Origin of the sequence: Proteus vulgaris, assembly GCF_016239305.1 — a bacterium.
GTDB classification, from domain to species: domain Bacteria; phylum Pseudomonadota; class Gammaproteobacteria; order Enterobacterales; family Enterobacteriaceae; genus Proteus; species Proteus vulgaris_C.
In genome coordinates this window covers 38,924-65,194 of the sequence record NZ_JAEHOQ010000011.1, presented here as the reverse complement: position 1 = coordinate 65,194, position 26,271 = coordinate 38,924, and the positions used below count along the sequence as shown (strand labels likewise).

Sequence of the window (26,271 nt, the reverse complement as noted above, 5' to 3'; positions counted from 1 at the left end):
AATGAGCACGATGTCATTAAGACCTGTACTAGCAAAGGAAAGTTCATTAAGACATGATGCACTTTGCTTCCTTTTACACGGATTTACAAGACAAAAGCTATCTTTAAAACCATAGCGAATAATTGTCATTTTATGGTATTTAATAGAAAGAAAAACGCCACAATAAATGTGGCGTTTTAATATTAACTGTCTTTTTTCTCTGTAGGTCTGAACAACCCGGATGCCCCTTCGGAGTAATCACGAGGTGGCATTTTTATTGGAGATTGATCATTTGCTGCTTCAGATTCACTTAATCGGTAATTAAATGGATTATCTTGAGCTGGCATATCTGGCATGAGTTCATTAGAGCTTTTTGCCATATGTTGGTAAAGCTGACGGTAATCTCTCGCCATGTTATCTAATAGTTCAGCGCTTCTAGCAAAGTGGCTGACAAGCTCATTGCGATAAGTGTCCAGTTCTTCTTTTTTTGTATCTAACTCTGCTTTTATAGCATCTTGTTGGCGAAGGGTGCTGTTACCGTAACGCATTGCGAGTGCGCCGATAATAAGACCTACAACTAATCCAATCAGTGCATAAACCCAAACCATGGCAACTCCTTTTCATCTAATAGTGAGGACGATGGATTCTTATAACATCATAACCGCTAAAAGGCATGGGTGGAATAATATCCTTAAGCTTAATATGAAATTCCTGTGTTACGTTGATGTTAAAACAACTCTTAATGCTTATAATAGAGGCATTCGACAGACACAACCCACTATGTCAGAAAATTAAGGATAAGAGGGCATTCATGACTGTTAGTACGCCGTTATCACTTTATGAAGCCGCATTGATGCAAGGTGATTATCAACCTGATGATGTTCAGCGAAAAACTGTTCTCCACCTTCAGCAGATATACCATGCATTATTAAAAGAGACTCCACCAGAAAAAAATTCGTTAACACAACGATTATTCGGGCGAATTCGCACAAAAAAACAGCTTGTTGCACCAGAACGTGGCTTATATATGTGGGGCGGAGTGGGACGAGGTAAAACATGGCTTATGGATATGTTTTATCAAAGTTTACCAACAGAGCGTAAGTTGCGACTCCACTTTCATCGTTTTATGTTACGTGTTCAAGAAGAGCTAAAAAGTTTACAAGGACAAGAAAATCCACTAGAAATTATTGCTGATGGCTTTAAAGCACAAACAGATGTGCTTTGTTTTGATGAGTTTTTTGTTTCTGATATTACGGATGCAATGATTTTAGGTACGTTGCTAGAAGCGTTATTTGCCAGAGGGATCACGTTGGTCGCAACATCGAATATTCCTCCTGATGAGCTTTATCGCAATGGGTTACAGCGTTCTCGTTTTTTACCCGCTATAGAACAAATCAAACATCATTGTGACATTTTAAATGTCGATGCAGGTATTGATTATCGTTTAAGAACGTTAACGCAAGCACATCTTTTCTTATCCCCATTAAGTGATAAAAACCGTCAAGAAATGGAAAGAGTTTTTTCTCACTTAGTAACCAGTGAACCACAAACCGATATTACCTTAACCATTAATCATCGCCCGATGAAAGTCAGAAAAGTCGCTAATGGTGTGTTGGCAGTTAATTTTTCGACCTTATGTATAGAAGCACGTAGCCAGCTTGATTACATCGAACTTTCTAAGCATTATCACACTGTTTTATTACATGAAATGACGCAAATGAACGCGTTAAATGAAGATGTTGCTCGCCGGTTTTTAGCATTAGTTGATGAATTTTATGAACGTAGAGTGAAACTGATTATTAATGCCGATGTTGAAATGAATGCGATTTACCAAGGTGATTTTTTACAGTTTGAATATCAGCGTTGCCTTTCTCGTTTGCAAGAGATGCAAAGTGAAGAATATTTGGTACAACCTCATCTCGCTTAATGTTTAATTCTTGAAGAAAGTCATCTTTCATTATGGTAGGATGGCGCAGGTTAAGTTGCTTGATGTTTTTTTATATGAAAATAGAAAGCATTAGGCAGCTTACAAACGCTCTGGAAAGGAACAATTCTTCTCTTCAGGTAGCAAGAATTTATCAGTCAAATCAGAAAAAAGTGCTAAATTCGTTTTTTTCACTGAAATATTGAAAAAGAATTCAATTGTTTTTCAATTATGACTCGATTTTTTTTTCTGACTTCTCTATAATCTTGCGACCCCACGTTGCAGCAAGTTTTTTATTTCCCAAAAAACTCGCATTTTAGAGTCAGCAGTGCTACTCGAAGGGGTAGGTTTGCTGGACACAAGAGTCGTGTGAACCTCAATAGTATTTGAACCGAGCGTTCACCAACGTGTAACTAAACATTGGGTAATTTTCAATAATGAAAACTTTTACAGCTAAACCAGAAACCGTAAAACGCGACTGGTATGTTGTTGATGCAGACGGCAAAACTTTAGGCCGTTTAGCAACTGAAATTGCTAGCCGTTTACGCGGTAAGCACAAAGCGGAATACACTCCGCACGTTGATACTGGTGACTACATCATCGTTTTAAACGCTGAGAAAGTAGCCGTAACTGGTCACAAACGTACTGACAAAGTTTACTACCGTCATACGGGTCACGTAGGTGGTATCAAACAAGCGACTTTCGAAGAGATGATCGCCCGTAGTCCTGAGCGTGTAATCGAAATCGCGGTAAAAGGCATGCTGCCAAAAGGGCCACTGGGTCGTGCGATGTATCGTAAACTGAAAGTTTACGCAGGATCTGAGCACAACCACGCGGCACAACAACCGCAAGTTCTGGACATTTAATCGGGATAATAGGCAATGGCTGATAATCAATACTACGGCACAGGTCGCCGCAAAAGTTCTTCCGCACGTGTCTTCATTAAGCCAGGTAGCGGTAATATCGTAATCAACAAACGTAGCCTAGAAGTTTACTTCGGCCGCGAAACAGCACGTATGGTTGTTCGTCAACCGCTGGAATTAGTTGATATGCTGGGTAAATTAGATTTATACATCACTGTTAAAGGTGGTGGTATCTCTGGTCAAGCTGGCGCGATCCGTCACGGTATCACTCGTGCACTGATGGAATATGATGAGACTCTACGTTCTGATCTGCGTAAAGCTGGTTTCGTTACCCGTGATGCGCGTTCTGTTGAACGTAAGAAAGTGGGTCTGCGTAAAGCACGTCGTCGTCCACAGTTCTCTAAACGTTAATTTGTTATCTTTTAGATATCAATTTGATGTTGAAAACCCGTCTTCACAGGCGGGTTTTTTATTTTTGATTAATTTGTATTTATTGATAATAAAAACATAATCTTGCTAATGTATTAAGACAATAGTCACGAAAATAGGCTTTATGTAAGATAGCAGAACAATTAAAAAACCTATTTTTTGAATATTTAATCTAAATAAACTTGTTTTTTAATATTAAAATCTTACTTTTAGGGTAATGTAGCATATTGTATTGAATTATTTGCATAAGCCCCCCTAAGTAACATGAATTCTGGTAGAATAACGGGCTTCGGTGTCTTTCTTTTTCTAATTTCACAATGTTGCCGATGGTGTATCAACAATAGTGTCTGTTATTCATTTTAAAGCAATACCAAAATTATTATGACAATAATGATTGTTGAATGATTGTTTTGGTATTACTTGATAATGATATGTGCCGCAAAGACAGGTGAGTTTTTAACCCTGTAGAATAAGATTATCCCGCGATAACACTTTTTATACAGGTAGTTACCCAATGTAGTTAATAACTTAGATACTTATTTAAGTTAACTGCGTTTGTGTGCTTGTCTTTTAGGAATGGGGAAATGGAAAAGGTATTGTGCCAATTCATTTCTTTAATTGATTAACTTGGAGGTTTTCATGGCTGTCGCTGCCAACAAACGTTCGGTAATGACTTTGTTTTCCGGTCCGACTGATATTTTCAGCCATCAGGTCAGAATTGTCCTAGCGGAGAAAGGTGTCAGTGTTGAAATTGAACAGGTTGAAGCTGGTAATCTTCCACAGGATCTTATCGATCTGAATCCTTACCAAAGTGTGCCGACTTTGGTCGATCGTGAGCTGACTCTGTATGATTCACGTATCATCATGGAATACCTTGATGAACGCTTCCCTCATCCTCCTTTAATGCCTGTTTATCCTGTTGCTCGTGGTAGCAGCCGTTTAATGATGCATCGCATTGAGCATGATTGGTATTCTTTAATGAACACCATCGAGAAAGGAACAGAACAACAAGCCAATGCAGCTCGTAAACAGTTAGCTGAAGAGCTACTGGCTGTATCGCCTGTGTTTAAAGAATATCCTTACTTTATGAGTGAAGAATTCAGCTTAGTAGATTGCTACCTTGCTCCGCTCCTATGGCGTCTACCGGTATTAGGTGTAGATTTAAGTGGTGCAGGTGCGAAAGATGTGCAAATTTATATGCAACGTGTTTTTGAGCGTGATTCTTTCCTCGCCTCATTAACCGAAGCAGAGCGTGAGATGCGCTTACCTTCAAGAGGGTAATAAAGTATGGAGATTATGGATATGTCTCCGCGTCGTCCGCATTTATTACGTGCGCATTATGACTGGATCATTGAAAACGAGTTAACACCACATTTAGTTGTTGATGTGAATATTGATGGCGTTCAAGTTCCAATGGAATATGCGCATGACGGTCAAATTGTACTAAATATTTCATCTCGTGCTGTAGATAACTTAGAGTTAACGCCGTATCAGGTTTTATTTAGTGCAAGCTTTGGTGGCATTCCTCGTAAAGTGCGAGTGCCTATGGCTGCTGTTATGGCCATTTATGCGAGAGAAAACGGTGCGGGAATGATGTTTGAGCCAGAGCCAGCTTATGAATCTGGTGCATCATTACAGTTTGCTGAAGATGAAAGTGAAGGGAATGCTTTAACGCCTGTGAGTGAAGGCTTATCGCTTGTCACTGATGGTACGGTAGAAACCGATACATCTTCACCGGATGATGATCCTGAGCCACCTCGCCCAACAGGCCGTCCATCATTACGTGTTGTGAAATAAGAGATTATTTTATTAATACAATAAAAAGCTCAGTTTAAGTGAACTGAGCTTTTTTATGTTGATTAATATTTATTATTTTCAACAAACCTTAGTGTTTTGGCATTGAATTTATCGCTGAAAATAAATATTGTCCAATCTCTGGTGTCATCCATGTCCCCTGAGATATTTCAGGGTGAGTGCGGTAAATCTCACTAATAATTCCCCGAATTTCAGGGTCGCCACCTGTAAATTGATTAAACATATTTAGCCACATTTTTGCTAGTTTTTGTACTGCAAGTGAATCAGGTTTTTCTCCCGATTTTAACGCATTATATAATCCTGAAATTAATTCAGGCCATACAAAACCGGCTTTGAAGTAATGTTGGCGAACTAAAGTAAATTGAGCTTCAGTTAAATAGGGTTTAAATAGCGATAATTGATGTTCACTAAATCCTTCTGCAACAAATTCAACCATTTGTTGAGTTATTCCTGATGAATAAGTAAATTCTTTATCAGTAAGGTGGATTTTATTAAGGCGCGCAAAAAAATCGGGATTACCACCAGTATCGCGCTCTAGCGCAAACATCCATTCTGCTGCAACCTTTTGTACTTCAACGGATTGCGGTGCAATACCTTTTTTCATTAATATTTTGACCGTATTTATACGTTGTTGCCATTCTTGGCTTTTTAACGTGTGGCCGGTATATAACGGCAATTGTTCTAATTCACTATGTGTGAAATATTTATCGTACATAGACATCATCTCCAAAACAGAAAACCAGTCACTTTGTGTTGGAATATTGCCCATTTTCATTTGATGTTGAATAAGCTCTAAACGATAACGCAACGTAGACATTTGTTTCATTTGTTGCGTGAGTATATTGATCCGCTCTTCAAGTAAATGAGCCATATCACCACTGTGACCATTAAGAATGTTACCGATGTCTTTAAGTTTGACGCCAATTTGACGTAGCATCTGAATTTGTGTTAAACGTTCAATGCTTTTAGTGTCATAGAGTCGATAACCTGCATCGGTTCTTGCAGTGGGTAGCAATAAACCAATTTCTTCATAATGATGAAGAGTACGGATAGTTAGTCCTGTCTTTTCCGCAATATCACCAACTTGAAATAGCATATTTGTACCTCCTGTATGTGATACAGGTTAGAGCCTCACGTAACGTAAGGGTCAATTGTTTATTTTGAAATTTTATTTATTTTATCTTCAAATAGAAAAAGAACGAACAAAAAACGCCCTATATTGCTATAGAGCGCTTTATCGGGTTGTATTACTGAAAAATTATTTCAGCAGTTCTTCTAAACAGCCCGTGTAAAGATTAACAGCCGTCATTAATTGTTTTTCATCAAAATCAAAGCCTGCTTGGTGGTGACCCGCAGTTCTATCGGCACCAACAACGAAATACAGTGATTTACCACCACAGCGTTGTACACGTTTTGCTAATACAGTTGCATCTTCACTTCCCCCAAATGGGCGAGTGGCAACCGCTGTTAACTCAGCATGTTTACCAACGACTTTTGTCATGACATCAATGAGTTCTTGGTCGTTTGTTAGGTCAACGGCTTCACCCATAATTTCGCTTTCCATTTCTAGTTGGAAGCTATGCGCTGCGCCTTCAGCCATACGTACTGCATTGGCAGCCATAAAGCTATTGATCTCTTCATTTTCACCGCGAACTTCAATTTGCATTTCAGCATTAGCTGGGGTGACATTACGGCCTTCACCGGCTTTTAATACACCGATGTTGATACGTGACATCCCTTTACCATGGCGAGAAATACCCAACATTTGTGTTGCTGCGTGGCAAGCACCTGCTAACGCATTGCGACCTAATTCTGGTTCTGCACCTGCGTGAGATGGCGCACCTTTAAAACGGAAGTCATATTTAGTGGTACATAAGAAGTGTGTTGGGTTAATAACAATTTCACCACTATTTGCAATAAAGCCTAAATGCGCACCTAAGAAGTAATCGGCATCATCTGCGATGCCACTTTCAGCCATCGCACGAGCGCCACGAACACCTTCTTCAGCTGGTTGGAATAAGATTTTAACTTTACCAACAACTTTATCTTTATTTTCAACTAACCAGTGAGCAACACCTAAGCCGATAGAAATATGTCCGTCGTGACCACAAGCGTGCATTTCGCCGGCGTGGCAAGAGGCAAAGTTCTCAGCATGAGGACGGTGTTTAGCTTCAGTTGCTTCGTTAACACCAACGCAGTCGATATCAAAACGTAAGGCTACAGTTGGGCCTGCTTTACCGCTGTCAAAGATAGCTACACAGCCTGTGAGTTCTTTCATTTCATCAAGCAGAGCTTCATCAACTTTATGCTCTCTCGCAACAGCTAGGCCTTTCTCAACAACTTGACGACGGCGACCAAAAGCAAACTCTTGATTGATAACGTCTGGGCCAACTTTAACTTCTAAACCTAAGCTACGTAATTCTTTGACGATTTTCGCTGTGGTTAAAAATTCTGACCAACCAATTTCTGGGTATTGGTGAAACTCACGACGCCATTTTACTAATTTTTCTAGTGTAATTGCTGACATATTCATTTCTCCACTTATAACATGAATAACGCAACAGCGATGACGCCGATAACCATACCTGGTGCAGTACGTTTTGCGATTTCCATAGGGTTAACATTTGCAAGGCCAGCACAAACAATCGCTGCACCTGCCAGTGGTGACATAGTACGGCCTAATGCGCCTGATAATGCCGCAGCCATACCCATGTCTGGGATTTCATAACCAAATTGTGCAGCATGAGGCGTTACTGTTTCGTTGAATGCGAATGCCGCTGCATCACCAGATCCTGTGATAATACCCATTAAGAATGGCCCTAAAGTACCACCCCAGCGAGCAAATTCAGGAGAGTGAGTTAAGAAGTTGATGAACGCGTCGATTAAACCAGATGCTTTCAAACCTGCTGCGAATACGGCTGCTGCAATGATGATACCTAATACATCACCATAAGCATTACCCATACCTTTAAAGAACTCTTTGGTAATTTGAGCAGGGTTAGTTAATGTGATGAACAGGGCATAGATAGAACCAATTAACATTGCTGCTGGTACTGACAGTTTAAATGTACTGAAAGTCTCAAAGAATGGCAGGATCAACAGGATTAGTGGAATAAACGGCGCCGTTGCGTATAAATAATTCGGACGAATAGCTTCTGGCGTTGCTTGTGCTGATGAAGAAGATGCATCACCGGCACCAGAAGCCATTTTGAACTCTTTTTTCACTAAAGCGACAACAGCAAGTGAAACCGCAGCAATACCACCAGCCATTAAGCTGTATGGGCTGTGGCGAGCAATTAAGTCAACCACTTCCATATTAGCCATGTTAGCAACGAAGGCATTATGCGACATACCAGGGCTTAACATTGAACCGATAGTACCACATAACACCGCACCACCAGCGATAGCAGGGTGAATACGTGCTGCGATTAATAATGGAATTAATGTCGCTCCTACCGCAGCCGCACAACCTGCTGCTGATGGGATCGCGATATTAATGAAATAAGTGACGATAACTGTAGCTGGAATAAGGAAGAAACCAAGACGAGTCATTACTTTTGATAATACGTGCACCAGATGCATATCACATTTGGTGTATTTCATAACATAAGCAAAACCCATACTTGCACAGATTGCTTGAATTAATGATGAAGACACCATGCGCTCACTAAATGCGGTAAACGCATCTAATGGGGTTAGACTTAAAATACAGAGTAATAAGCCCGCACCAATTAGCACCATTCGGGTTTCATATTTTTTTATTAGCAAATAGACAGTTACAATAATAACGGCTACTGCTATCAGTTGCATCACCATAGTGATCCCCTAGTTAATTATGACAATACTATTAATTGTGAAAACGAACCTAACATCAATAAATTATATTTTTCTGTAAAGTTATTAGGTGACTCCATTATGAAGTTGGTAGGTTGACAATATTTGATTGTTATCAAATTTAATAGCCGAAATAAAATCTATTTTTTTAGACTGTGATGTTATTAACAAATGCTGTAAAACAATTATCATTAAAAGATGACGGAAAAGTTAAATAAAAAGAGATAAAGTAAAAAATACGAAAACAAATTATATTTACTATAGGTTAAGAGTGTTATTTTGATACAAAAAAGAATATCTATTTTTATCAAAATATTATTCAATAAATCATATTAAATGTTAATGAGAATGATTATTTGATGAGGTATTTGGTGATCCTTAAATATTGTTTATTTATAGTAATAAAACATTAATAAAATTATCCCACTTAAATTAAATGGGATAATTAGCAAGAGAAATTGTTATTTTAAATATCAAAAAAAATGCTATTTAACAGGATAAATACTGCAAAATACCTTCTGCGGCCTCTCTTCCTTCGGCTATTGCTGTCACTACAAGATCAGAGCCTCGGACAATATCTCCCCCTGCAAATACTTTAGGATTTGTTGTTTGATTTGATATTTCTTGATTGTCTGAAATAATAATTTGCCCTGAAGATGTATATTCAATATTATTTTCATCTAACCACGGATAATGTGCAGGTTTAAAGCCAAATGCGAGAATAACAGCATCGGCAGGTAATTCATGTTCACTGCCTTCAATAGAAATTAACGTTTTATCATTTTTAGTTTTAATAACACGAATACCAACCACTTTATTTTGATTATCAACTTCAATATCCATAGGTTGGAGATTAAATAAAAATTCACCTCCTTCCTCTTTGGCATTTTTCACTTCACGTTTAGAACCCGGCATATTGCTTTCATCACGGCGATACACACAGGTAACTTTATTCGCTCCTTGTCGAATGGCCGTACGAATACAATCCATTGCCGTATCACCCCCGCCTAATACCACGACATTTTTATCTTTAAGGTCAATATAAGGTGTTTGGGGATCTTCGTTATACCCCATTAAATAACGAGTATTACCGATTAAATAAGGCAGTGCGCTATAAACACCTTCAGCATTTTCATTGGAAAAATGACCGCTTAGACTGTGATAAGTACCTAATCCAAGAAAAACAGCGTCATATTGCATAATAAGGGTATCTAAAGTGATATCTTTACCAACTTCAGTATTAAGGCAAAATTCAATACCCATTTCACTAAATAGCTCACGACGTCGGATCATCAGCGATTTTTCGAGCTTAAAAGAAGGGATACCAAATGTAAGTAAGCCACCAATTTCAGGGTGTTTATCATAAACAACGGGTTTCACACCTTGTCGAATAAGAACATCAGCACAGGCAAGACCCGCAGGGCCTGCACCGATAATTGCAACTTTTTTATCGGTCATTGTGACCTGAGAAAGATCGGGACGCCATCCTTGAGCTAACGCGGTGTCATTGATGTAACGTTCAATATTGCCAATCGTAACGGCACCAAAATCATCATTGAGTGTACAGGCACCTTCACAAAGCCTATCTTGAGGGCAAACACGGCCACAAATTTCAGGCAAACTGTTTGTTTGGTGAGAAAGCTCTGCGGCTTCAATAATGCGCCCTTCATTTGCCAGCTTTAGCCAGTTGGGGATGTAATTATGAACAGGACATTTCCATTCACAATACGGATTACCACAGCCTAAACAGCGATCAGCTTGCGCGGAGGCTTGTTGCGGTAAAAATGCTTCGTATATTTCAACAAACTCAATTTTGCGAATAGCTAATGGTTTTTTGGTCGGCTCAATACGATTTAAGTCGATAAACTGATACACATTCTGACTCATAATATTCTCCTATTGTGCCTGAACGCGTAATTCAGCAGATGAACGCCTAGGATGACCGAGTAACGCATTGACATCACTCGATTTTGGCTTAACTAATTTAAAGTGTTGTGACCAATATTCCCACTGCGAAAGTAATATTTCACCTTGCTGTGAGCCTGTTAATCTTACGTGCTCTGCAATCATTCCTCGTAAATGTTCAGCGAGAATGGCAAAGGATGCAACAGGAAGCAACTCAATTGATGAGGCATTGATCCGTTGTGATAATGTAGAATCTTCATCTAACAAGTAGGCAAATCCACCTGTCATTCCCGCACCAAAGTTAATACCGGTTTTACCTAGAACGCAGACAATACCTCCCGTCATATATTCACAACCGTTATCGCCAACACCTTCAACCACCGCAATTGCGCCGGAGTTTCTCACCGCAAAACGCTCGCCAGCTAAACCTGACGCATACAGCTTTCCACCTGTGGCACCATAAAGACAGGTATTACCCATAATTGTAGCGTGATGATTTTTAAAGGCTGAGCCAACAGGGGGGAAAATAACAATACGCCCTCCCGCCATACCTTTTCCTACATAATCATTAGCATCGCCCACTAAGGTTAATTCAACACCTTGAGCATTCCAGACACCAAAACTTTGGCCGGCTGTTCCTGTAAAATGAAGTTTAATAGGGGTCGCCGATAAACCACTTTCGCCATATTTTTTCGCAATAATGCCAGATAATGTTGCGCCAACAGAACGATCAGTATTACGAATATCAAAATAGTGTGTTTGGCTTTTTTGCTGCTCAACAGCTTCAATGGTTTGGGTAACAATACGTTGGTTTAATTCGCCTTTGTCATAAGTATTATTGTTTTCCTGACAATAAAGTGCTTGATCTGATGGTGGCGTTGCGGTTTCTAACAATCCACCTAAAGAGAGTTTTTGTTGTTTACTGCTAACGCCTTCAAGGCATGAAAGTAGGTCGGTTCGACCGATTAAATCCGTGATTTTTTTAACGCCAAGTAGAGCCATTAATTCACGAGTTTCTTGCGCAATAAAACGGAAATAGTTAATAACACGTTCTGGTAATCCGTGATAATGATTACGACGGAGCGTTTCATCTTGGGTTGCAACACCCATTGCACAATTGTTTAAATGACAAATACGTAAGTATTTACAACCCAGAGCTACCATGGGGCCTGTACCAAACCCAAAACTCTCTGCACCTAAGATAGCTGCTTTAACAATGTCTAAACCTGTTTTTAATCCACCATCGATTTGTAAACGAATTTTATGACGTAGATTATTTGCCACTAGCGCTTGTTGTGTTTCAACCAAACCTAATTCCCACGGACTTCCAGCATATTTTACAGAGGTTAATGGACTTGCTCCTGTACCTCCGTCATAACCTGCAATAGTGATCAAATCGGCATAAGCTTTGGCAACACCGGTGGCTATAGTACCAACACCTGGCTCTGAAACTAATTTTACAGAAATCAGTGCCGTTGGGTTTATCTGTTTCAAATCAAAAATAAGCTGAGCTAAATCTTCAATAGAGTAGATATCGTGATGAGGTGGTGGTGATATTAGAGTGACACCGGGTACGGCATAACGCAGTTGAGCAATATAAGGCGTAACTTTATCTCCGGGGAGTTGTCCACCTTCACCGGGCTTTGCCCCTTGTGCTACTTTAATTTGTAAAACATCAGCACTCATTAAATAAGAGGGGGTCACACCAAAGCGTCCAGAAGCAATTTGTTTGATCCGAGAGACTTTATTGGTGCCATAACGAGCTGGATCTTCGCCACCTTCCCCTGAATTTGAAAAACCACCTAAAGTATTCATCGCTTGCGCAAGGGCTTCATGAGCTTCTCGGCTTAATGCTCCTATTGACATCGCCGCAGTATCAAAGCGTTTAAATAATTCGGTTTCAGGCTCGACTTCTTCAATTGAGATGGCTGTTGTCTTGTTATTAAGCACTAACATATCGCGCAATGTTGTTATTGGGCGTTGTTGCACAAGGTTTGCATAGTGCTGATAGTCTGTATATTCCCCGCTATTTACAGCTTTCTGTAATGCTTGAACGACATCAGGGTTATAGCCATGGTATTCACCTTTATGTGCATATTTCAATAATCCACCAGTTTCCAAAGGATAACGAGCTAACCAAGCTCGTTTTGACAGATTAAATAAATCATGTTCAAAATCACTAAAGTCAGCACCATTAATGCGGTTATCAACACCCGCAAAACAGAGCTCGACAACGTTATCGTTTAATCCGACAGCCTCAAAAAGCTGAGAGCAGCGGTAAGAGGCAATGGTTGAAATGCCCATTTTAGACATGATTTTATACAGGCCTTTATTTATTCCATTACGATAATTCAGCATCATTTGAGCATAAGAACCTTGCAGGATTTTTTTATCAACACGTTGAGCTAAAGATTCGTAAGCAAGGTAAGGGTAAATAGCGGTAGCACCAAATCCGAGTAATACGGCGAAATGGTGTGGATCACGGGCACTGGCAGTTTCGACAATAATATTGGCATCACATCGTAAGCTATTATCTACTAATGCTTTTTGTACGGCACCTACCGCCATAGGCGCAGGAATAGGTAATCGCTCTTTAGCGATATTCCTGTCTGATAAAATCAGTAAAACAGCACCGTTGCGGACTTCCTGTTGCGCTTTCACACATAATTGGCGCAGAGCTGTTTCTAGATTAGATCCTGTTGGTTGATACGTGATATCAAGATGGATAGCTTGGTAATAAGGACTTTCTTGATTAATAAGTTGTTGAAAATCGCTATAAAGCAAAATAGGTGATTTAAAACTGAGTCGATGAGCCTGACCTTCCGCTTCGCAAAACACATTCATTTCACGTCCAATACATGTCGCCAAAGACATGACATGGGCTTCTCTTAATGAGTCTATTGGTGGATTAGTGACCTGTGCAAACTTCTGTCTAAAATAGTCATAAATAAGGCGCGGGCGTTGAGATAACACCGCAAATGGAGTGTCATCACCCATTGAACCTGTGGCTTCTTGTCCATTCTCTGCAAGTACATGCAAAATGCTTTCTAGCTCTTCTTGGCTATATGCAAACTGTTTTTGATACGTCGCTAATAATGTGTCATCAAAGGCGCGCTGCCCTGTTGCTTGTTGTTCTGGTAACGCTTCAAATGGCGTTAAGCGTTTAACGTTACGTTCAAGCCACAATTTATAAGGATGACGTCTTTTTAAATCTTCATCGGTTTCAGCTGAGTGTAAAATACGTCCATGATGAGTATCGATTACCATAAGTTCGCCGGGACCAACACGCCCTTTTTCTCGCACTTCATCAGGTTGATAATCCCAAATACCAATTTCAGAAGCACAAGTGATGATGTTATCCGTGGTGATCACATAACGGGCTGGGCGTAAACCGTTTCTATCAAGAGTACAGGCCGCATAACGACCATCTGATAACACAATACCAGCAGGGCCATCCCAAGGCTCCATATGCATTGAGTTAAAATCAAAAAATGCCCGTAAATCATCATCCATTTGAGGATTATTTTGCCATGCGGGGGGAACGAGTAACCGCATGGCACGAATAATATCCATACCGCCATTGAGAAAAAGTTCTAGCATATTGTCGAGTGAACTTGAATCTGAGCCACTCTCATTGACAAAAGGAGCTGCACTTTGTAGATCAGGAATGAGAGGGGTCTGAAATTTATAGGCGCGAGCTCTGGCCCATTGGCGATTACCCGTGATGGTATTAATTTCACCGTTATGCGCTAAATAACGAAAAGGTTGGGCGAGTGGCCATCTTGGCGTGGTATTGGTGGAAAAGCGCTGGTGGAATAAACAAATTGAAGATTCCATGCGTAGATCTGCGAGGTCGGTAAAAAAACGAGGTAAATCGATGGCCATACAAAGGCCTTTATAAACCGTTACCAAATTGGAAAGACTACAAATATAAAAATCACTATCAGTGATACGTTTTTCAATTCGTCTACGGGCAACAAAGAGTCGCCTTTCAATATCACTTATTCGCCAACCTGCGGGGGCATTAATAAAGACTTGTTCAATTAAAGGAAGAGAAGAAAGGGCAATACTACCTAAAATATCAGTGTTAATAGGAACTTTACGCCAACCAACAATAGAAAGCGTTTCACGTTGTAGCTCTTCTTCGACGATGAGGCGGCATTGTGTGGCAATATTGAGATCTTGGCTTAAAAATAGCATCCCTACGGCGTAATTTTTTGCTAAATGCCAGCCTTTTTCTTGTGCAACTAATTGGAAAAAACGCTCTGGTTTTTGTAAGAGTAACCCGCAACCATCACCAGTTTTACCATCAGAAAGAATAGCGCCACGATGTTGCATTCTGGCGAGACCATGTATGGCATTTCTGACAATCTTATGGCTGGCTTGTCCTTCGATATGCGCGATCAATCCAAAACCACAATTGTCTTTTTCCTGTGTCTTTTGATAGAGCATTTTTTGCTTCCTACTTAGTTTACTAGGCACCTCAAAAAAAGAGCGCAAAAGGAACGTTTTGGCTCAAAGTATGTAGGTAAATTTATGGGTGCTCAGTCGGGTGATGTTGTGTTTGCCTAGCTTGGTGTGTTTTTTATATTGCTATGCAATGCCTTTTCAACTTATCGATAAATAAAAATCAGGTCAATGTGTAGGGATATTTGACTGAGATAAAACAGATAAGGAGGTTTTTATTTTAAAATATTGATTAATAACTAAATTATTCTATTTTAAAATAGTAAAGGAGTGTTTTTTTAATGTGAGCTATATCACTTTATTTGAGTGATTTAGCTTTATCTCATCCTTTAATGATAAAAAGGGGTAGTGAGTTATTCTAATGGATGTATTGATTTTGGAGTTTTATTGTTTTTATACGTTTTGTATAAAAAAAGACAAATTGCATTTTTTTTAATAAGGTCTATTTATCGTTGATATCGCTATCGTTTATGTTATTTGATTCTGTATTATTTTTATGAATGCATATATCTCGAATAGGCTTGTTGAGAGAAAATAAACAGTTAACTCAAACAAAATAATGAAAAATAACCTCTCTTAATTAGATTTCTGAATGTTCACGACTGCGTCAATTCATTTTTGGGTTATCATTCCATAGATTCAATATATTGGAGTTTTCAATGAAATTGCTCAAAGGGCTTGCCCAATACTACGTTGACTTAATGATGAGGCTAGGGCTTATCCGCTTCTCATTGTTGTTAGCTTCTGCATTAGTTGTTTTAGCGATGGTTGTTCAAATGGCGGTAACATTCTTGCTTGCAGGTGATGTTACCAGTATTGATCTTGTTCGCTCTATTTTCTTTGGGCTGATTATTACGCCTTGGGCTGTCTATTTTCTTTCGGTTGTCGTTGAACAGCTGGAAGAATCACGACGTCGTTTATCTCGTATGGTGGATAAACTTGGTGTAATGCGACAGCGTGATTTAGAGCTTAATTCTCAATTAAAAGAGAATATTGAGCAATTGAACTTAGAAATTCAAGAGCGTGAAAAAGTTGAAAAAGCGCACCTTGAACTTTTGGAAAAACTCAAAAATGAAATGAAGCGTCGTGAATTGACGCAAATAGAATTGGAACAACAATCTTCACTTTTACGCTCATTCCTTGATGCCTCTCCTGACTTAGTTTATTACCGTAATGAAGATAATGAATTTTCAGGATGTAACCGCGCAACAGAATTACTGACGGGTAAAAGTGAGAAGCAACTTATTGGTTTAACGCCACTTGATGTGTATGACGAAGATATTGCGATAAAAGTGATGGAAACCGATGAGAAAGTTTTCCGTCACAATGTCTCACTGACTTATGAACAGTGGCTGGTTTATCCTGATGGTCGAAAAGCCTGTTTTGAATTACGTAAAGTGCCGTTTTATGACCGTATTGGTAAGCGTCATGGTTTAATGGGCTTTGGACGTGATATTACAGAGCGTAAGCGCTATCAAGACGCGTTAGAGAACGCTAGCCGTGATAAAACCACCTTTATCTCAACAATCAGCCATGAATTGCGTACACCGCTTAATGGCATTGTTGGGTTAAGCCGTATTTTATTAGATACCGAACTTTCACCAGAGCAACTTAATTACTTAAAAACGATCCATGTGAGTGCGATTACGTTGGGTAATATTTTCAATGACGTGATTGAAATGGATAAAATTGAGCGTAGAAAAATTCAGCTAGATAACCAGCCAATCGACTTTACTGAATTTATTTCTGATTTAGAAAACCTTTCAGGGTTATTAGTACAGCCAAAAGGATTGAAATTCACACTCGAAGCGGAAGAAACTTTACCGCATAAGATAACCTCTGATGGAACTCGATTACGCCAAATCTTGTGGAATCTCATTGGTAATGCTGTGAAATTTACGCAAGAAGGTGAAATCAAAGTTCGCATTTGGCAAGAAGCCCCTGATAAGTTGTTCTTCGAAGTCAAAGACAGTGGCATCGGTATCCCTAAAAGTGAGCTTGAGAAGATCTTCGCAATGTACTATCAAGTCAATGATAGCCAAGGTGGACGCTCTGCAACGGGAACGGGGATTGGACTTGCCGTTTCAAAACGCCTAGCACAGCATATGGGCGGTGATATTCATGTAGAGAGTGAGTTAGGTAAGGGATCTGTCTTCACGCTCTCTATCGTCGCTCCTACGATTGAAGAACATCTGGATATTGAGAATGATGATGAGTTCTTATTGCCGGCATTAAATATTCTGCTTGTTGAAGATATTGAGCTTAACGTTATTGTTGCCTGTTCAGTTTTAGAGAAATTAGGTAATACCGTTGATGTGGCAATGACCGGACAAGAAGCTTTATCGATGTTTAAGCCTGATGAATATGACTTAGTGCTATTAGACATTCAATTACCTGATATGACAGGGTTTGATATTTCAAGAAAGTTACGTCAAGAATTCGACAGTAATGAACTTCCGCCATTGATTGCATTAACGGCAAATGTTTTGAAAGATAAAAAAGAGTATTTAGATGCGGGAATGAATGACGTATTGAGTAAACCACTTTCTGTAGATGCTCTTACCGCAATTATCAACAAATTCTGGGGAGATGGTGCAGTTTCTGTGCCATGTAATGAGCCATTGGAATTGTTGAATAAAAATGAAGAGTTATTAGATATAGACATGCTGAATCAATACATCGAACTTGTCGGACCTCAATTAATCACAGATGGTTTAGATGTTTTTGAAAAGATGATGCCAAGTTATATGTCAGTCCTTGAATCTAATCTGACAGCACGCGATCAGAAGGGCATCACTGAGGAAGGACATAAAATCAAAGGGGCAGCAGGTTCTATAGGTTTAAAACATTTACAGCAACTAGCTAAACAGATCCAATCACCGGAATTACCTGCTTGGTGGGACAATGTGCAAGAGTGGGTAGATGAGCTAGGGAAGGATTGGAGAAAGGATGTGGAAAGTTTAAGAAACTGGTTAGCAGGGGCTAGAAAAAAATAACCCCAACCGAAGGTTGGGGTGCGCGAATACTGCGCCAACACCAGGGAAACTTTTCTATCCGCTTTTTTTGATTCTCATTACATAGGCGAATAGGATGAAACTATTCCATACATCATACAAGCAACAAAATAGCAAAGATAAGTTTTTTTGTTACAAGAAACATTTAAATATGTGATGGCGATTGGTGTTTACACCTATAAATGGGTAACTAGTAATCTACTACAAATGGAGAAAGATATGAAATCAATTGCGGTAATTTTAAGTGGCTGTGGTGTGTTCGATGGAAGCGAAATCCATGAATCAGTGCTCACAATGCTTTCTTTAAGCCAAAATAATGCTGAAGTTCATTATTTTTCACCTAATGATTTACAACCAACTGTAATTAATCATATTACAGGAGAAGAAAAATCAGAAAAAAGAAATATGATGGAAGAATCTTCGCGTATTTCTCGTGGAAAAATATCCCCTTTATCAGATGCAAAGGCCGAAAACTTTGATGCGGTCATTATTCCTGGTGGTTTTGGTGCCGCGAAGAATTTATGCGACTTTGCAACAAAAGGGAGTGAGTGTGAAATTAACAAAGATCTCTTAAGATTTGTTCAAGCCATGCATCAACAGAAAAAACCATTAGGACTAATCTGTATTGCTCCCGTTATGTTACCGAAAATGTTAAATGCTCCAGTTAAATTAACAATTGGAAATGATGTTGCAACGGCCAATGCTATTGAAAAAATGGGAGGAATTCATATAGATTGCCCTGTTGATGATATTGTTGTTGATGAAGAATATCGAGTAGTGACCACTCCTGCATATATGCTTGCGCAATCTATTGCACAAGCACAGGTGGGTATTGATAAATTGGTTAAGAAAGTCCTTGAAATGGCTTAATGTATAGGTGAAAACAGCAGATGATACTGGTGAGAAAGTTAAAGAAACTATTAATTATTCTAATTGCTTTATGGCTGTTAATAGTTGTGCTGTTTTCTTTTTTACCCGTGCCTTTTTCTGCTGTTATGATCCAAAGACAAATTTCTGCTTGGAGTGAGTTTGATTTCTCTTATGTGTCCCATTCCACTTGGGTTAGTGAAAAAGAGATAGCACCAGCGATGTATTTGGCGGTTATTGCTTCTGAAGATCAAAATTTTCCCAAACATTGGGGCTTTGATTTTGATGCTATTGAGAAAGTTTTCAAAAAAAATCATAACGGCGGAAAAACATTGCGGGGTGCATCGACAATTTCTCAACAAATGGTCAAAAATCTTTTTTTATGGGATGGCCGTAGTTGGATAAGAAAAGGGCTTGAAGCAGGAATGACGCCCGTTGTTGAACTTATCTGGTCAAAAAAACGTATTTTAACGGTATATCTAAATATTGTTGAGTTTGGTGATGGGATCTTTGGTGTAGAACAGGCTTCCCAACATTATTTTAGAAAGCCAGCTAAACAACTTACCCAACAAGAAGCGGCACTATTAGCCGCAGTTTTACCTAATCCACACATCTATCACGTTAATAAACCTTCAGCTTACGTCTTAAAACGACAACAGTGGATCCTAAATCAAATGCGATTATTAGGTGGAGTCACTTTTTTAAAGAAAAATGATTTGTCATAACATTATAAAGTTTGAAATATTTTTCTATCTGGCTCTGCCATTTTTTCTGACAATTTCGTTATCGCAGAAGGATCATTAGCCTGACGAGACTGAATTCGGAATTGTGATGGTGTGATACCGTATTTACGTTTAAAAGCATCGCAAAAATAGGCATTACTACCAAAACCACAACGATGGCTGATTTGAAAGACAGAATAATTAGAGAACGTCAGATAATTTAAGGCAATCCCCATTCGGACATCTAATAATAATTGGCAAAATGAAACCCCTTCTTTATTTAAATGTCGACGCAGTGTTGATGGGGTGGTAAAGAGCGTTTTTGCCACATCTTCTAAATGCCATTTTCGTTGTGGATCTTGTGTGATTAAATGCGTAATTGCCTGATTTTTGGGTTCGTCATAATTAAATCGGAAGATATTTAAAATATCGATACCTTCTTGATATACCGCCATCAAAATAAAAAACAGACACTGTTGCATAAACATGGTTTCTTGAGAAGGAGAACCATGAGGTAGCGGTAGACACTGTTTAAGTATGCCAAAGTTGCTTTTTACCACTTCTGGTGTGGATAAATGATAAGCCGGAAGGTGACTCGTTAGTGGAGAGCTTGATTTAATTAAAGGCTTTAATAAAGAAAAGACAGATTGAAGTTCTGTTTCGCATAAAACGAGGGTATGTAGCTCAATTGATTTATGCGTGAATTGATTGACAATATCACAGGAAACTTGGCTATATTTAGGAATAATAAGAGTTAAATGGGTTGATACATCAATAGTTTGCCCATTGATGCAAATTGTACCTTTTGCGCCACTAACCATCGCTATCATCGGGTTTTCGATGTAAAACGTTTTTAAAGACATTTGGTTAGAGGACAGAATGTGTTTGTATTCCATAATCTCCAATATACCGCAGGCAAGCTAAGCATCGATGTTGCTTAAATAAATAATATTTAACGTGAATTCATTTGTTTTATAAACGAATAAGTTACATCTAGAATAAATAGAGAGATTATTCTAGCTAAGAATGAGGGTCATCATGTGAAACGGTATGACAGCCTCACAGAATATAATCCCGTTGATGAAAGATGACAATATAGATATACGCTCATTTTTTACATTTATTTTAATCAATGTCACTTTTTCTAAATAAATTGCTATTTATTTAAAACGCATTTTTCGTAATAAGGTGTAGAATCGCGCGTCACAGACGAAGGGGATTATCCTGTTCTTAGGGTATCACAATTTGTCTTTTTACCCACACCCTATCCAACATTCATTAGCTTATTTTCTATTTGATTTTGAATGACACAATCTTATGGATAGTGCTGTATGTATTCACGTATTTTCCTGATTTATTGATAATTTTGCCGAGTTGGCAGGAGTGAGTATGTCTGACTTTTCAGGGAAGGGTTGGCTTGCTGAAATCGTTTTACGTTATGAAGTAAAACGCGGCATGACACGTCTTACAGAAAAACGCCATGTCGGCCCATTAATGGTTCAACGCCCTTTTTATCCTGAGCAAGGTATTGCACACACTTATTTACTCCATCCTCCAGGAGGAGTAGTCGGTGGTGATAAATTATTGATCAATATTGATGTGCAATCTGAAGCTCATGCATTGCTTACCACGCCGGGTGCAACCAAGTTTTACCGTAGTGCTGGTGGTGTGGCTCGTCAAATTCAAACATTAAACGTCGCACCGAGTGGCTTTTTAGAGTGGCTTCCACAGGAGAATATCTTTTTTCCTGATGCCCAAGCGCACCTAGAAACACATATTCATATTGCATCTACTGCCAAATTTATTGGGTGGGAAATTCAGTGTTTTGGCCGCCCTGTTTTAAATGAATGGTTTGAAAATGGCAATGTTAAAGGACGTTTTAATTTTTACATTGATGAAAAGTTGACATTAACAGAATCGCTTTTTGTTAATGGTTTACAAAGTAAAGCGGCCGTAATGCGTGAGTTTCCAATGTTGGGTTCGCTTTATATTTATCCTGCAACTGAGGAATTAAAAAATCTTATTCAACAATGTGTTGTGGCTTTTTTAGCTACTTACAACCCTGTTGTGGAATATGGTTTAACCGATGTAGACGGCATTTTAGTTTTACGGTTATTAGGCTCACAAACAGAGCCGATGATGGCGTGTTTTGCTCAAGTTTGGCAAACCGTCAGACAACACTGGTTAGGGTATTGTCCTGAGCCGCCTCGTATATGGGCGACATAATCGTTAATTTTAGGAGCAGAAATGGAATTAACACCAAGAGAAAAAGATAAATTACTGCTTTTTACAGCGGGCCTTGTTGCTGAAAGACGTTTAGCGAGAGGGCTTAAGCTTAATTACCCTGAAGCGGTTGCATTGATTAGTTGTGCCATTATGGAAGGTGCTCGTGATGGCAAAACCGTTGCCCAATTAATGAGTGAAGGGCGGACTGTTTTAACGGCAGAGCAGGTGATGGAAGGGGTGCCAGAAATGATAAAAGACATTCAAGTAGAGTGTACATTCCCTGATGGTACAAAACTTGTTTCTATCCATGATCCTATTGTGTAGGTAACAACATGATACCCGGTGAAATTAGAGTTAACCAAGCGCTAGGTGATATTGAGCTTAATGCTGGCCGAGAGACAAAAACAATACAAGTTGCTAATCATGGCGATAGACCCGTACAGGTGGGTTCTCATTATCATTTCTATGAAGTAAATGATGCGTTGAAATTTGAGCGAGAAGGCACATTGGGTTTTCGTTTAAATATTCCAGCAGGTATGGCGGTTCGTTTTGAACCCGGTCAAAGCCGTACAGTTGAATTAGTGGCTTTTGCAGGAAAACGTGAAATTTATGGTTTTCACGGCAAAGTGATGGGTAAATTGGAGAGTGAGAAAAAATGAAAACTATCTCACGTCAAGCTTATGCAGATATGTTTGGCCCAACAACGGGTGATCGTCTGCGATTAGCCGATACAGAGCTTTTTCTTGAAATTGAAAAAGATTTCACCACTTATGGTGAAGAGGTCAAATTTGGTGGCGGTAAAGTTATTCGTGATGGTATGGGGCAAAGCCAAGTTGTCAACGCCAAGTGTGTAGATGTGCTTATCACTAATGCCATAATTTTAGATCATTGGGGTATCGTAAAAGCAGATATCGGTATTAAAGATGGTCGTATTGTGGGTATCGGTAAAGCAGGTAACCCTGATGTACAACCCAATGTGGATATTGTTGTAGGACCTGCCACCGAAGTGGTTGCAGGTGAAGGTAAAATTGTTACCGCCGGTGGTGTTGATACCCATATTCACTTTATCTGTCCTCAACAAGCACAAGAAGGTTTAGTCTCTGGTGTGACTACTTTTATTGGTGGTGGTACAGGGCCAGTTGCAGGAACGAATGCAACCACAGTAACGCCGGGTATTTGGAACATGCACCGCATGCTAGAAGCCGTTGATGAATTACCTATTAATGTGGGGTTATTCGGTAAAGGCTGTGTGAGTAAACCGCAAGCAGTTCGTGAGCAGATTGAAGCAGGGGCTATTGGTCTAAAAATTCATGAAGACTGGGGGGCAACGCCAATGGCAATTCACAATTGCCTTAATGTTGCTGATGAAATGGATGTGCAAGTTGCTATTCACTCTGACACCTTAAATGAAGGTGGTTTTTATGAAGAAACCGTAAAAGCGATAGCAGGCCGTGTGATCCACGTTTTCCACACAGAAGGCGCCGGTGGTGGGCACGCACCAGATGTGATTAAATCAGTCGGTGAGCCAAATATTTTACCAGCCTCAACAAATCCAACAATGCCTTATACCATTAACACGGTAGATGAACACCTCGACATGTTGATGGTTTGCCATCACCTTGATCCTTCTATTCCTGAAGATGTGGCTTTTGCTGAATCTCGTATTCGTCGTGAAACCATTGCTGCGGAAGATATTTTACATGATATGGGTGCTATTTCTGTTATGTCGTCAGATTCACAGGCAATGGGGCGCGTAGGTGAAGTTATTCTTCGTACTTGGCAATGTGCACACAAAATGAAATTACAACGTGGCACATTAGAAGGCGATACCGCTGAAAGTGATAACTGTCGTATTAAACGCTATGTAGCGAAATACACTATTAATCCTGCTTTAGCACATGGTATTGCACATGAAGTGGGTTCTATTGAAAAAGGAAAGTTGGCTGATCTGGTTTTATGGGAACCCGCTTTCTTTGGCGTGAAACCCGCATTGATCATGAAAGGTGGCATGGTGGCTTATGCACCAATGGGGGATATTAACGCAGCTATTCCAACGCCTCAGCCTGTACATTATCGCCCAATGTATGCCTGTTTAGGTAAAGCAAAATATCAAACGTCAATGATCTTTATGTCAAAAGCGGGCATTGAAGCCGGTGTGCCTGAAAAGCTCGGCTTAAAGAGCTTAATTGGTTGTGTCCAAGGTTGCCGTAGCGTGACAAAAGCATCAATGATCCACAATAGCTATGTGCCACATATTGAGCTAGATCCGCAAACCTATATCGTGAAAGCTGATGGTGTGCCATTAGTGTGTGAACCAGCAACACAATTACCGATGGCTCAACGCTATTTCCTCTTTTGATGAAGATTTATTGAGAATATAGAGAATGAAAAGATTTACTCAACTTATTGATCAACAAAAAGCACTTGAAATAGCAACACCAGAAAAACAGGCTCTTACACTGTGCTTAACGATGGATGAAAGAACCAAAAGCCGTATAAAAGTCACATTAAGTGATGGGCAAGAAGCAGGGCTATTTTTGCCTCGCGGTACGGTGCTAAAAGAGGGTGATATCTTACTGTCAGAAGATAATACGCTAGTCACAATTGAAGCGGCAAAAGAGCAAGTTTCTACGGTGTATAGTGACGATCCACTGTTATTAGCACGGGTTTGTTATCACTTAGGCAATCGTCATGTTCCATTACAAATTGAAGCTGGCTGGTGTCGCTATTTTCATGATCATGTTTTAGATGATATGGCGAGAGGTCTAGGGGCAAATGTCATTGTTGGTTTGGAGAAATATCAACCAGAGCCGGGTGCTTATGGTGGATCGTCTGGTGGACATCACCATCATCACGCTCATGACGATCACCATCATCATCACTAATTATTTGAATAAGGGAGCCTATTGATGCTTGCAGATCTACGCTTATATCAATTAGTTAGTCCTTCTTTACCTGTGGGATCGTTTACTTATTCTCAAGGGCTAGAATGGGCAATTGAAAAAGGTTGGGTTTGTTGTTCTCAAACATTAACGGCTTGGTTAAGTACCCAAATGACAGGCACTTTATCGACGTTAGAGCTCCCTATATTACGACGATTACAAGAAAATTTGGCTCAAGCAAAAATGAGTGAGGTGAAGTATTGGTGTGATTTTATTGTCGCAAGTCGTGAAACTAAAGAGTTGCGACAAGAAGAGCGCCAACGAGGTATTGCTTTTGCTCGTTTACTTCCTCAATTAGATATTGAGTTAGATGAAACCTTACAAGCTTGTGTAAAACAGACACAACTTATGGCGTTTGCGTTAGCTGGTGTGAAATGGAATATTTCCTCTGAAAAATTATGTTGTGCTTACGCTTGGGGTTGGCTTGAAAATACGGTGATGTCAGGTGTAAAACTTATTCCATTAGGACAAAGTGCGGGACAGAAAATGTTGTTTACATTAGCAGAACAGATCCCTGCGATTGTTGAGCAATCAGCCCACTGGCCAACGGATGATATTGGAAGTTTTACCCCTGCTCAAATCATTGCCAGTAGTCGTCATGAAACACAATATACTCGACTTTTTCGTTCATGAGAAACCTATAATGCAAGAATATAATCAACCACTGCGTATCGGTGTTGGTGGCCCTGTTGGATCAGGAAAGACAGCACTGTTAGAAGTTCTTTGTAAAGCAATGCGTGATACTTATGAAATCGCGGTTGTTACTAACGATATTTATACTCAAGAAGATGCCAAGATCTTAACGCGCGCTGAAGCCTTAGATGCCGATCGTATTATTGGTGTGGAAACAGGGGGATGCCCTCATACCGCAATCCGTGAAGATGCTTCGATGAATCTTGCTGCTGTTGAAGAGTTGGCAATACGTCACAAAAATCTTGATATTGTTTTTGTGGAGAGTGGGGGCGATAACTTGAGTGCAACTTTTAGCCCAGAACTTGCGGACTTAACCATTTATGTGATTGATGTGGCAGAAGGGGAAAAAATTCCACGTAAAGGTGGCCCAGGTATTACTCATTCTGATCTGCTCGTGATCAACAAGATCGATCTGGCACCTTATGTTGGCGCATCATTAGAAGTAATGGAAGCTGATACCGCAAGAATGCGTCCTGTGAAGCCTTATGTTTTCACTAACTTAAAAGAAAAAGTAGGTTTGGAAACTATTATCGATTTTATCATCGATAAAGGGATGTTAAGACGCTAATGACATACTTTAATAAAATTCGA

22 protein-coding genes are annotated in these 26,271 nt (G+C 39.5%); 15 read left to right on the top strand and 7 right to left on the bottom strand.

What is annotated here, in order from left to right; all coding sequences use genetic code 11:
• Positions 1-182: 182 nt before the first annotated feature.
• Positions 183-587 (bottom strand): Z-ring associated protein ZapG, encoded by a 405-nt coding sequence (gene zapG / locus JEP40_RS09850; RefSeq protein ID WP_072069759.1) that lies wholly within the window; start codon positions 585-587, stop codon positions 183-185.
• A gap of 203 nt (positions 588-790) precedes the next feature.
• Between zapG and zapE the strand changes: the two genes are divergently transcribed.
• From zapE to sspB, 5 genes are all read left to right on the top strand, one after another.
• Positions 791-1,906, top strand: a complete 1,116-nt coding sequence (gene zapE, locus JEP40_RS09845) for a cell division protein ZapE (protein ID WP_198623420.1) — start codon at positions 791-793, stop codon at positions 1,904-1,906.
• 434 nt (positions 1,907-2,340) lie between these two features.
• Entirely contained in the window at positions 2,341-2,769 is a 429-nt protein-coding gene (gene rplM / locus JEP40_RS09840; protein WP_006535327.1) for a 50S ribosomal protein L13, read from the top strand.
• A 15-nt stretch (positions 2,770-2,784) separates the two neighbouring features.
• Positions 2,785-3,177: a 30S ribosomal protein S9 gene (gene rpsI / locus JEP40_RS09835; RefSeq protein WP_004245284.1), complete on the top strand. Its 393-nt coding sequence runs from the start codon at positions 2,785-2,787 to the stop codon at positions 3,175-3,177.
• Between the two features lie 657 nt (positions 3,178-3,834).
• Positions 3,835-4,476, top strand: a complete 642-nt coding sequence (sspA, locus tag JEP40_RS09830) for a stringent starvation protein SspA (RefSeq protein WP_023582862.1) — start codon at positions 3,835-3,837, stop codon at positions 4,474-4,476.
• A 6-nt stretch (positions 4,477-4,482) separates the two neighbouring features.
• Positions 4,483-4,992 carry a ClpXP protease specificity-enhancing factor gene (sspB, locus tag JEP40_RS09825; RefSeq protein WP_198623419.1) on the top strand — a complete coding sequence of 170 codons (510 nt, stop codon included), beginning with the start codon at positions 4,483-4,485 and terminating at the stop codon, positions 4,990-4,992.
• An 88-nt stretch (positions 4,993-5,080) separates the two neighbouring features.
• Here sspB and JEP40_RS09820 read toward each other — a convergent pair whose 3' ends face one another.
• The 5 genes from JEP40_RS09820 to gltB all read right to left on the bottom strand — a co-directional run bounded on the left by JEP40_RS09820 (position 5,081) and on the right by gltB (position 15,201).
• A complete protein-coding gene (locus tag JEP40_RS09820) occupies positions 5,081-6,106 on the bottom strand; it encodes a MerR family transcriptional regulator (RefSeq protein ID WP_198623418.1) in 1,026 nt (341 codons plus the stop codon).
• A 162-nt stretch (positions 6,107-6,268) separates the two neighbouring features.
• Positions 6,269-7,537, bottom strand: coding sequence for an amidohydrolase (locus JEP40_RS09815; protein ID WP_198623417.1), 1,269 nt, complete (start codon positions 7,535-7,537; stop codon positions 6,269-6,271).
• A gap of 14 nt (positions 7,538-7,551) precedes the next feature.
• Entirely contained in the window at positions 7,552-8,826 is a 1,275-nt protein-coding gene (dcuC, locus tag JEP40_RS09810) for a C4-dicarboxylate transporter DcuC (RefSeq protein WP_198623416.1), read from the bottom strand.
• A 507-nt stretch (positions 8,827-9,333) separates the two neighbouring features.
• A complete protein-coding gene (locus JEP40_RS09805) occupies positions 9,334-10,731 on the bottom strand; it encodes an FAD-dependent oxidoreductase (RefSeq protein WP_198623415.1) in 1,398 nt (465 codons plus the stop codon).
• 9 nt (positions 10,732-10,740) lie between these two features.
• Complete coding sequence (gene gltB / locus JEP40_RS09800) at positions 10,741-15,201, bottom strand: glutamate synthase large subunit (protein ID WP_198623414.1); 4,461 nt, start codon at positions 15,199-15,201, stop codon at positions 10,741-10,743.
• A 674-nt stretch (positions 15,202-15,875) separates the two neighbouring features.
• Here gltB and arcB point away from each other — a divergent pair.
• From arcB to mtgA, 3 genes are all read left to right on the top strand, one after another.
• Complete coding sequence (gene arcB, locus JEP40_RS09795) at positions 15,876-18,212, top strand: aerobic respiration two-component sensor histidine kinase ArcB (RefSeq protein WP_198623413.1); 2,337 nt, start codon at positions 15,876-15,878, stop codon at positions 18,210-18,212.
• A 237-nt stretch (positions 18,213-18,449) separates the two neighbouring features.
• Positions 18,450-19,100, top strand: coding sequence for an isoprenoid biosynthesis glyoxalase ElbB (elbB, locus tag JEP40_RS09790; RefSeq protein ID WP_198623471.1), 651 nt, complete (start codon positions 18,450-18,452; stop codon positions 19,098-19,100).
• Positions 19,101-19,120: 20 nt separating this feature from the next.
• Positions 19,121-19,822, top strand: a complete 702-nt coding sequence (mtgA, locus tag JEP40_RS09785; RefSeq protein ID WP_198623412.1) for a monofunctional biosynthetic peptidoglycan transglycosylase — start codon at positions 19,121-19,123, stop codon at positions 19,820-19,822.
• 2 nt (positions 19,823-19,824) lie between these two features.
• Here the strand turns inward: mtgA and JEP40_RS09780 are convergent, their stop codons facing one another.
• Positions 19,825-20,715, bottom strand: a complete 891-nt coding sequence (locus JEP40_RS09780) for an AraC family transcriptional regulator (protein ID WP_198623411.1) — start codon at positions 20,713-20,715, stop codon at positions 19,825-19,827.
• A gap of 493 nt (positions 20,716-21,208) precedes the next feature.
• Between JEP40_RS09780 and JEP40_RS09775 the strand changes: the two genes are divergently transcribed.
• From JEP40_RS09775 to ureG, 7 genes are read left to right on the top strand one after another with little or no spacing between them, the layout of a single operon-like run.
• Positions 21,209-22,045, top strand: a complete 837-nt coding sequence (locus JEP40_RS09775) for an urease accessory protein UreD (RefSeq protein ID WP_198623410.1) — start codon at positions 21,209-21,211, stop codon at positions 22,043-22,045.
• Positions 22,046-22,066: 21 nt separating this feature from the next.
• Complete coding sequence (locus JEP40_RS09770) at positions 22,067-22,369, top strand: urease subunit gamma (protein ID WP_004908484.1); 303 nt, start codon at positions 22,067-22,069, stop codon at positions 22,367-22,369.
• Positions 22,370-22,377: 8 nt separating this feature from the next.
• On the top strand, positions 22,378-22,704 hold the full coding sequence (locus tag JEP40_RS09765) for an urease subunit beta (RefSeq protein WP_069368686.1): 327 nt from the start codon (positions 22,378-22,380) through the stop codon (positions 22,702-22,704).
• Positions 22,701-24,404: an urease subunit alpha gene (gene ureC / locus JEP40_RS09760; protein ID WP_198623409.1), complete on the top strand. Its 1,704-nt coding sequence runs from the start codon at positions 22,701-22,703 to the stop codon at positions 24,402-24,404. The genes JEP40_RS09765 and ureC overlap by 4 nt, the downstream gene beginning before the upstream one ends.
• Before the next feature lie 25 nt (positions 24,405-24,429).
• Positions 24,430-24,930 carry an urease accessory protein UreE gene (gene ureE, locus JEP40_RS09755; RefSeq protein WP_198623408.1) on the top strand — a complete coding sequence of 167 codons (501 nt, stop codon included), beginning with the start codon at positions 24,430-24,432 and terminating at the stop codon, positions 24,928-24,930.
• Between the two features lie 24 nt (positions 24,931-24,954).
• Positions 24,955-25,620 (top strand): urease accessory protein UreF, encoded by a 666-nt coding sequence (locus JEP40_RS09750; protein ID WP_198623407.1) that lies wholly within the window; start codon positions 24,955-24,957, stop codon positions 25,618-25,620.
• Positions 25,621-25,630: 10 nt separating this feature from the next.
• A complete protein-coding gene (ureG, locus tag JEP40_RS09745; RefSeq protein WP_109409285.1) occupies positions 25,631-26,248 on the top strand; it encodes an urease accessory protein UreG in 618 nt (205 codons plus the stop codon).
• The last annotated feature ends 23 nt before the right edge of the window (positions 26,249-26,271 follow it).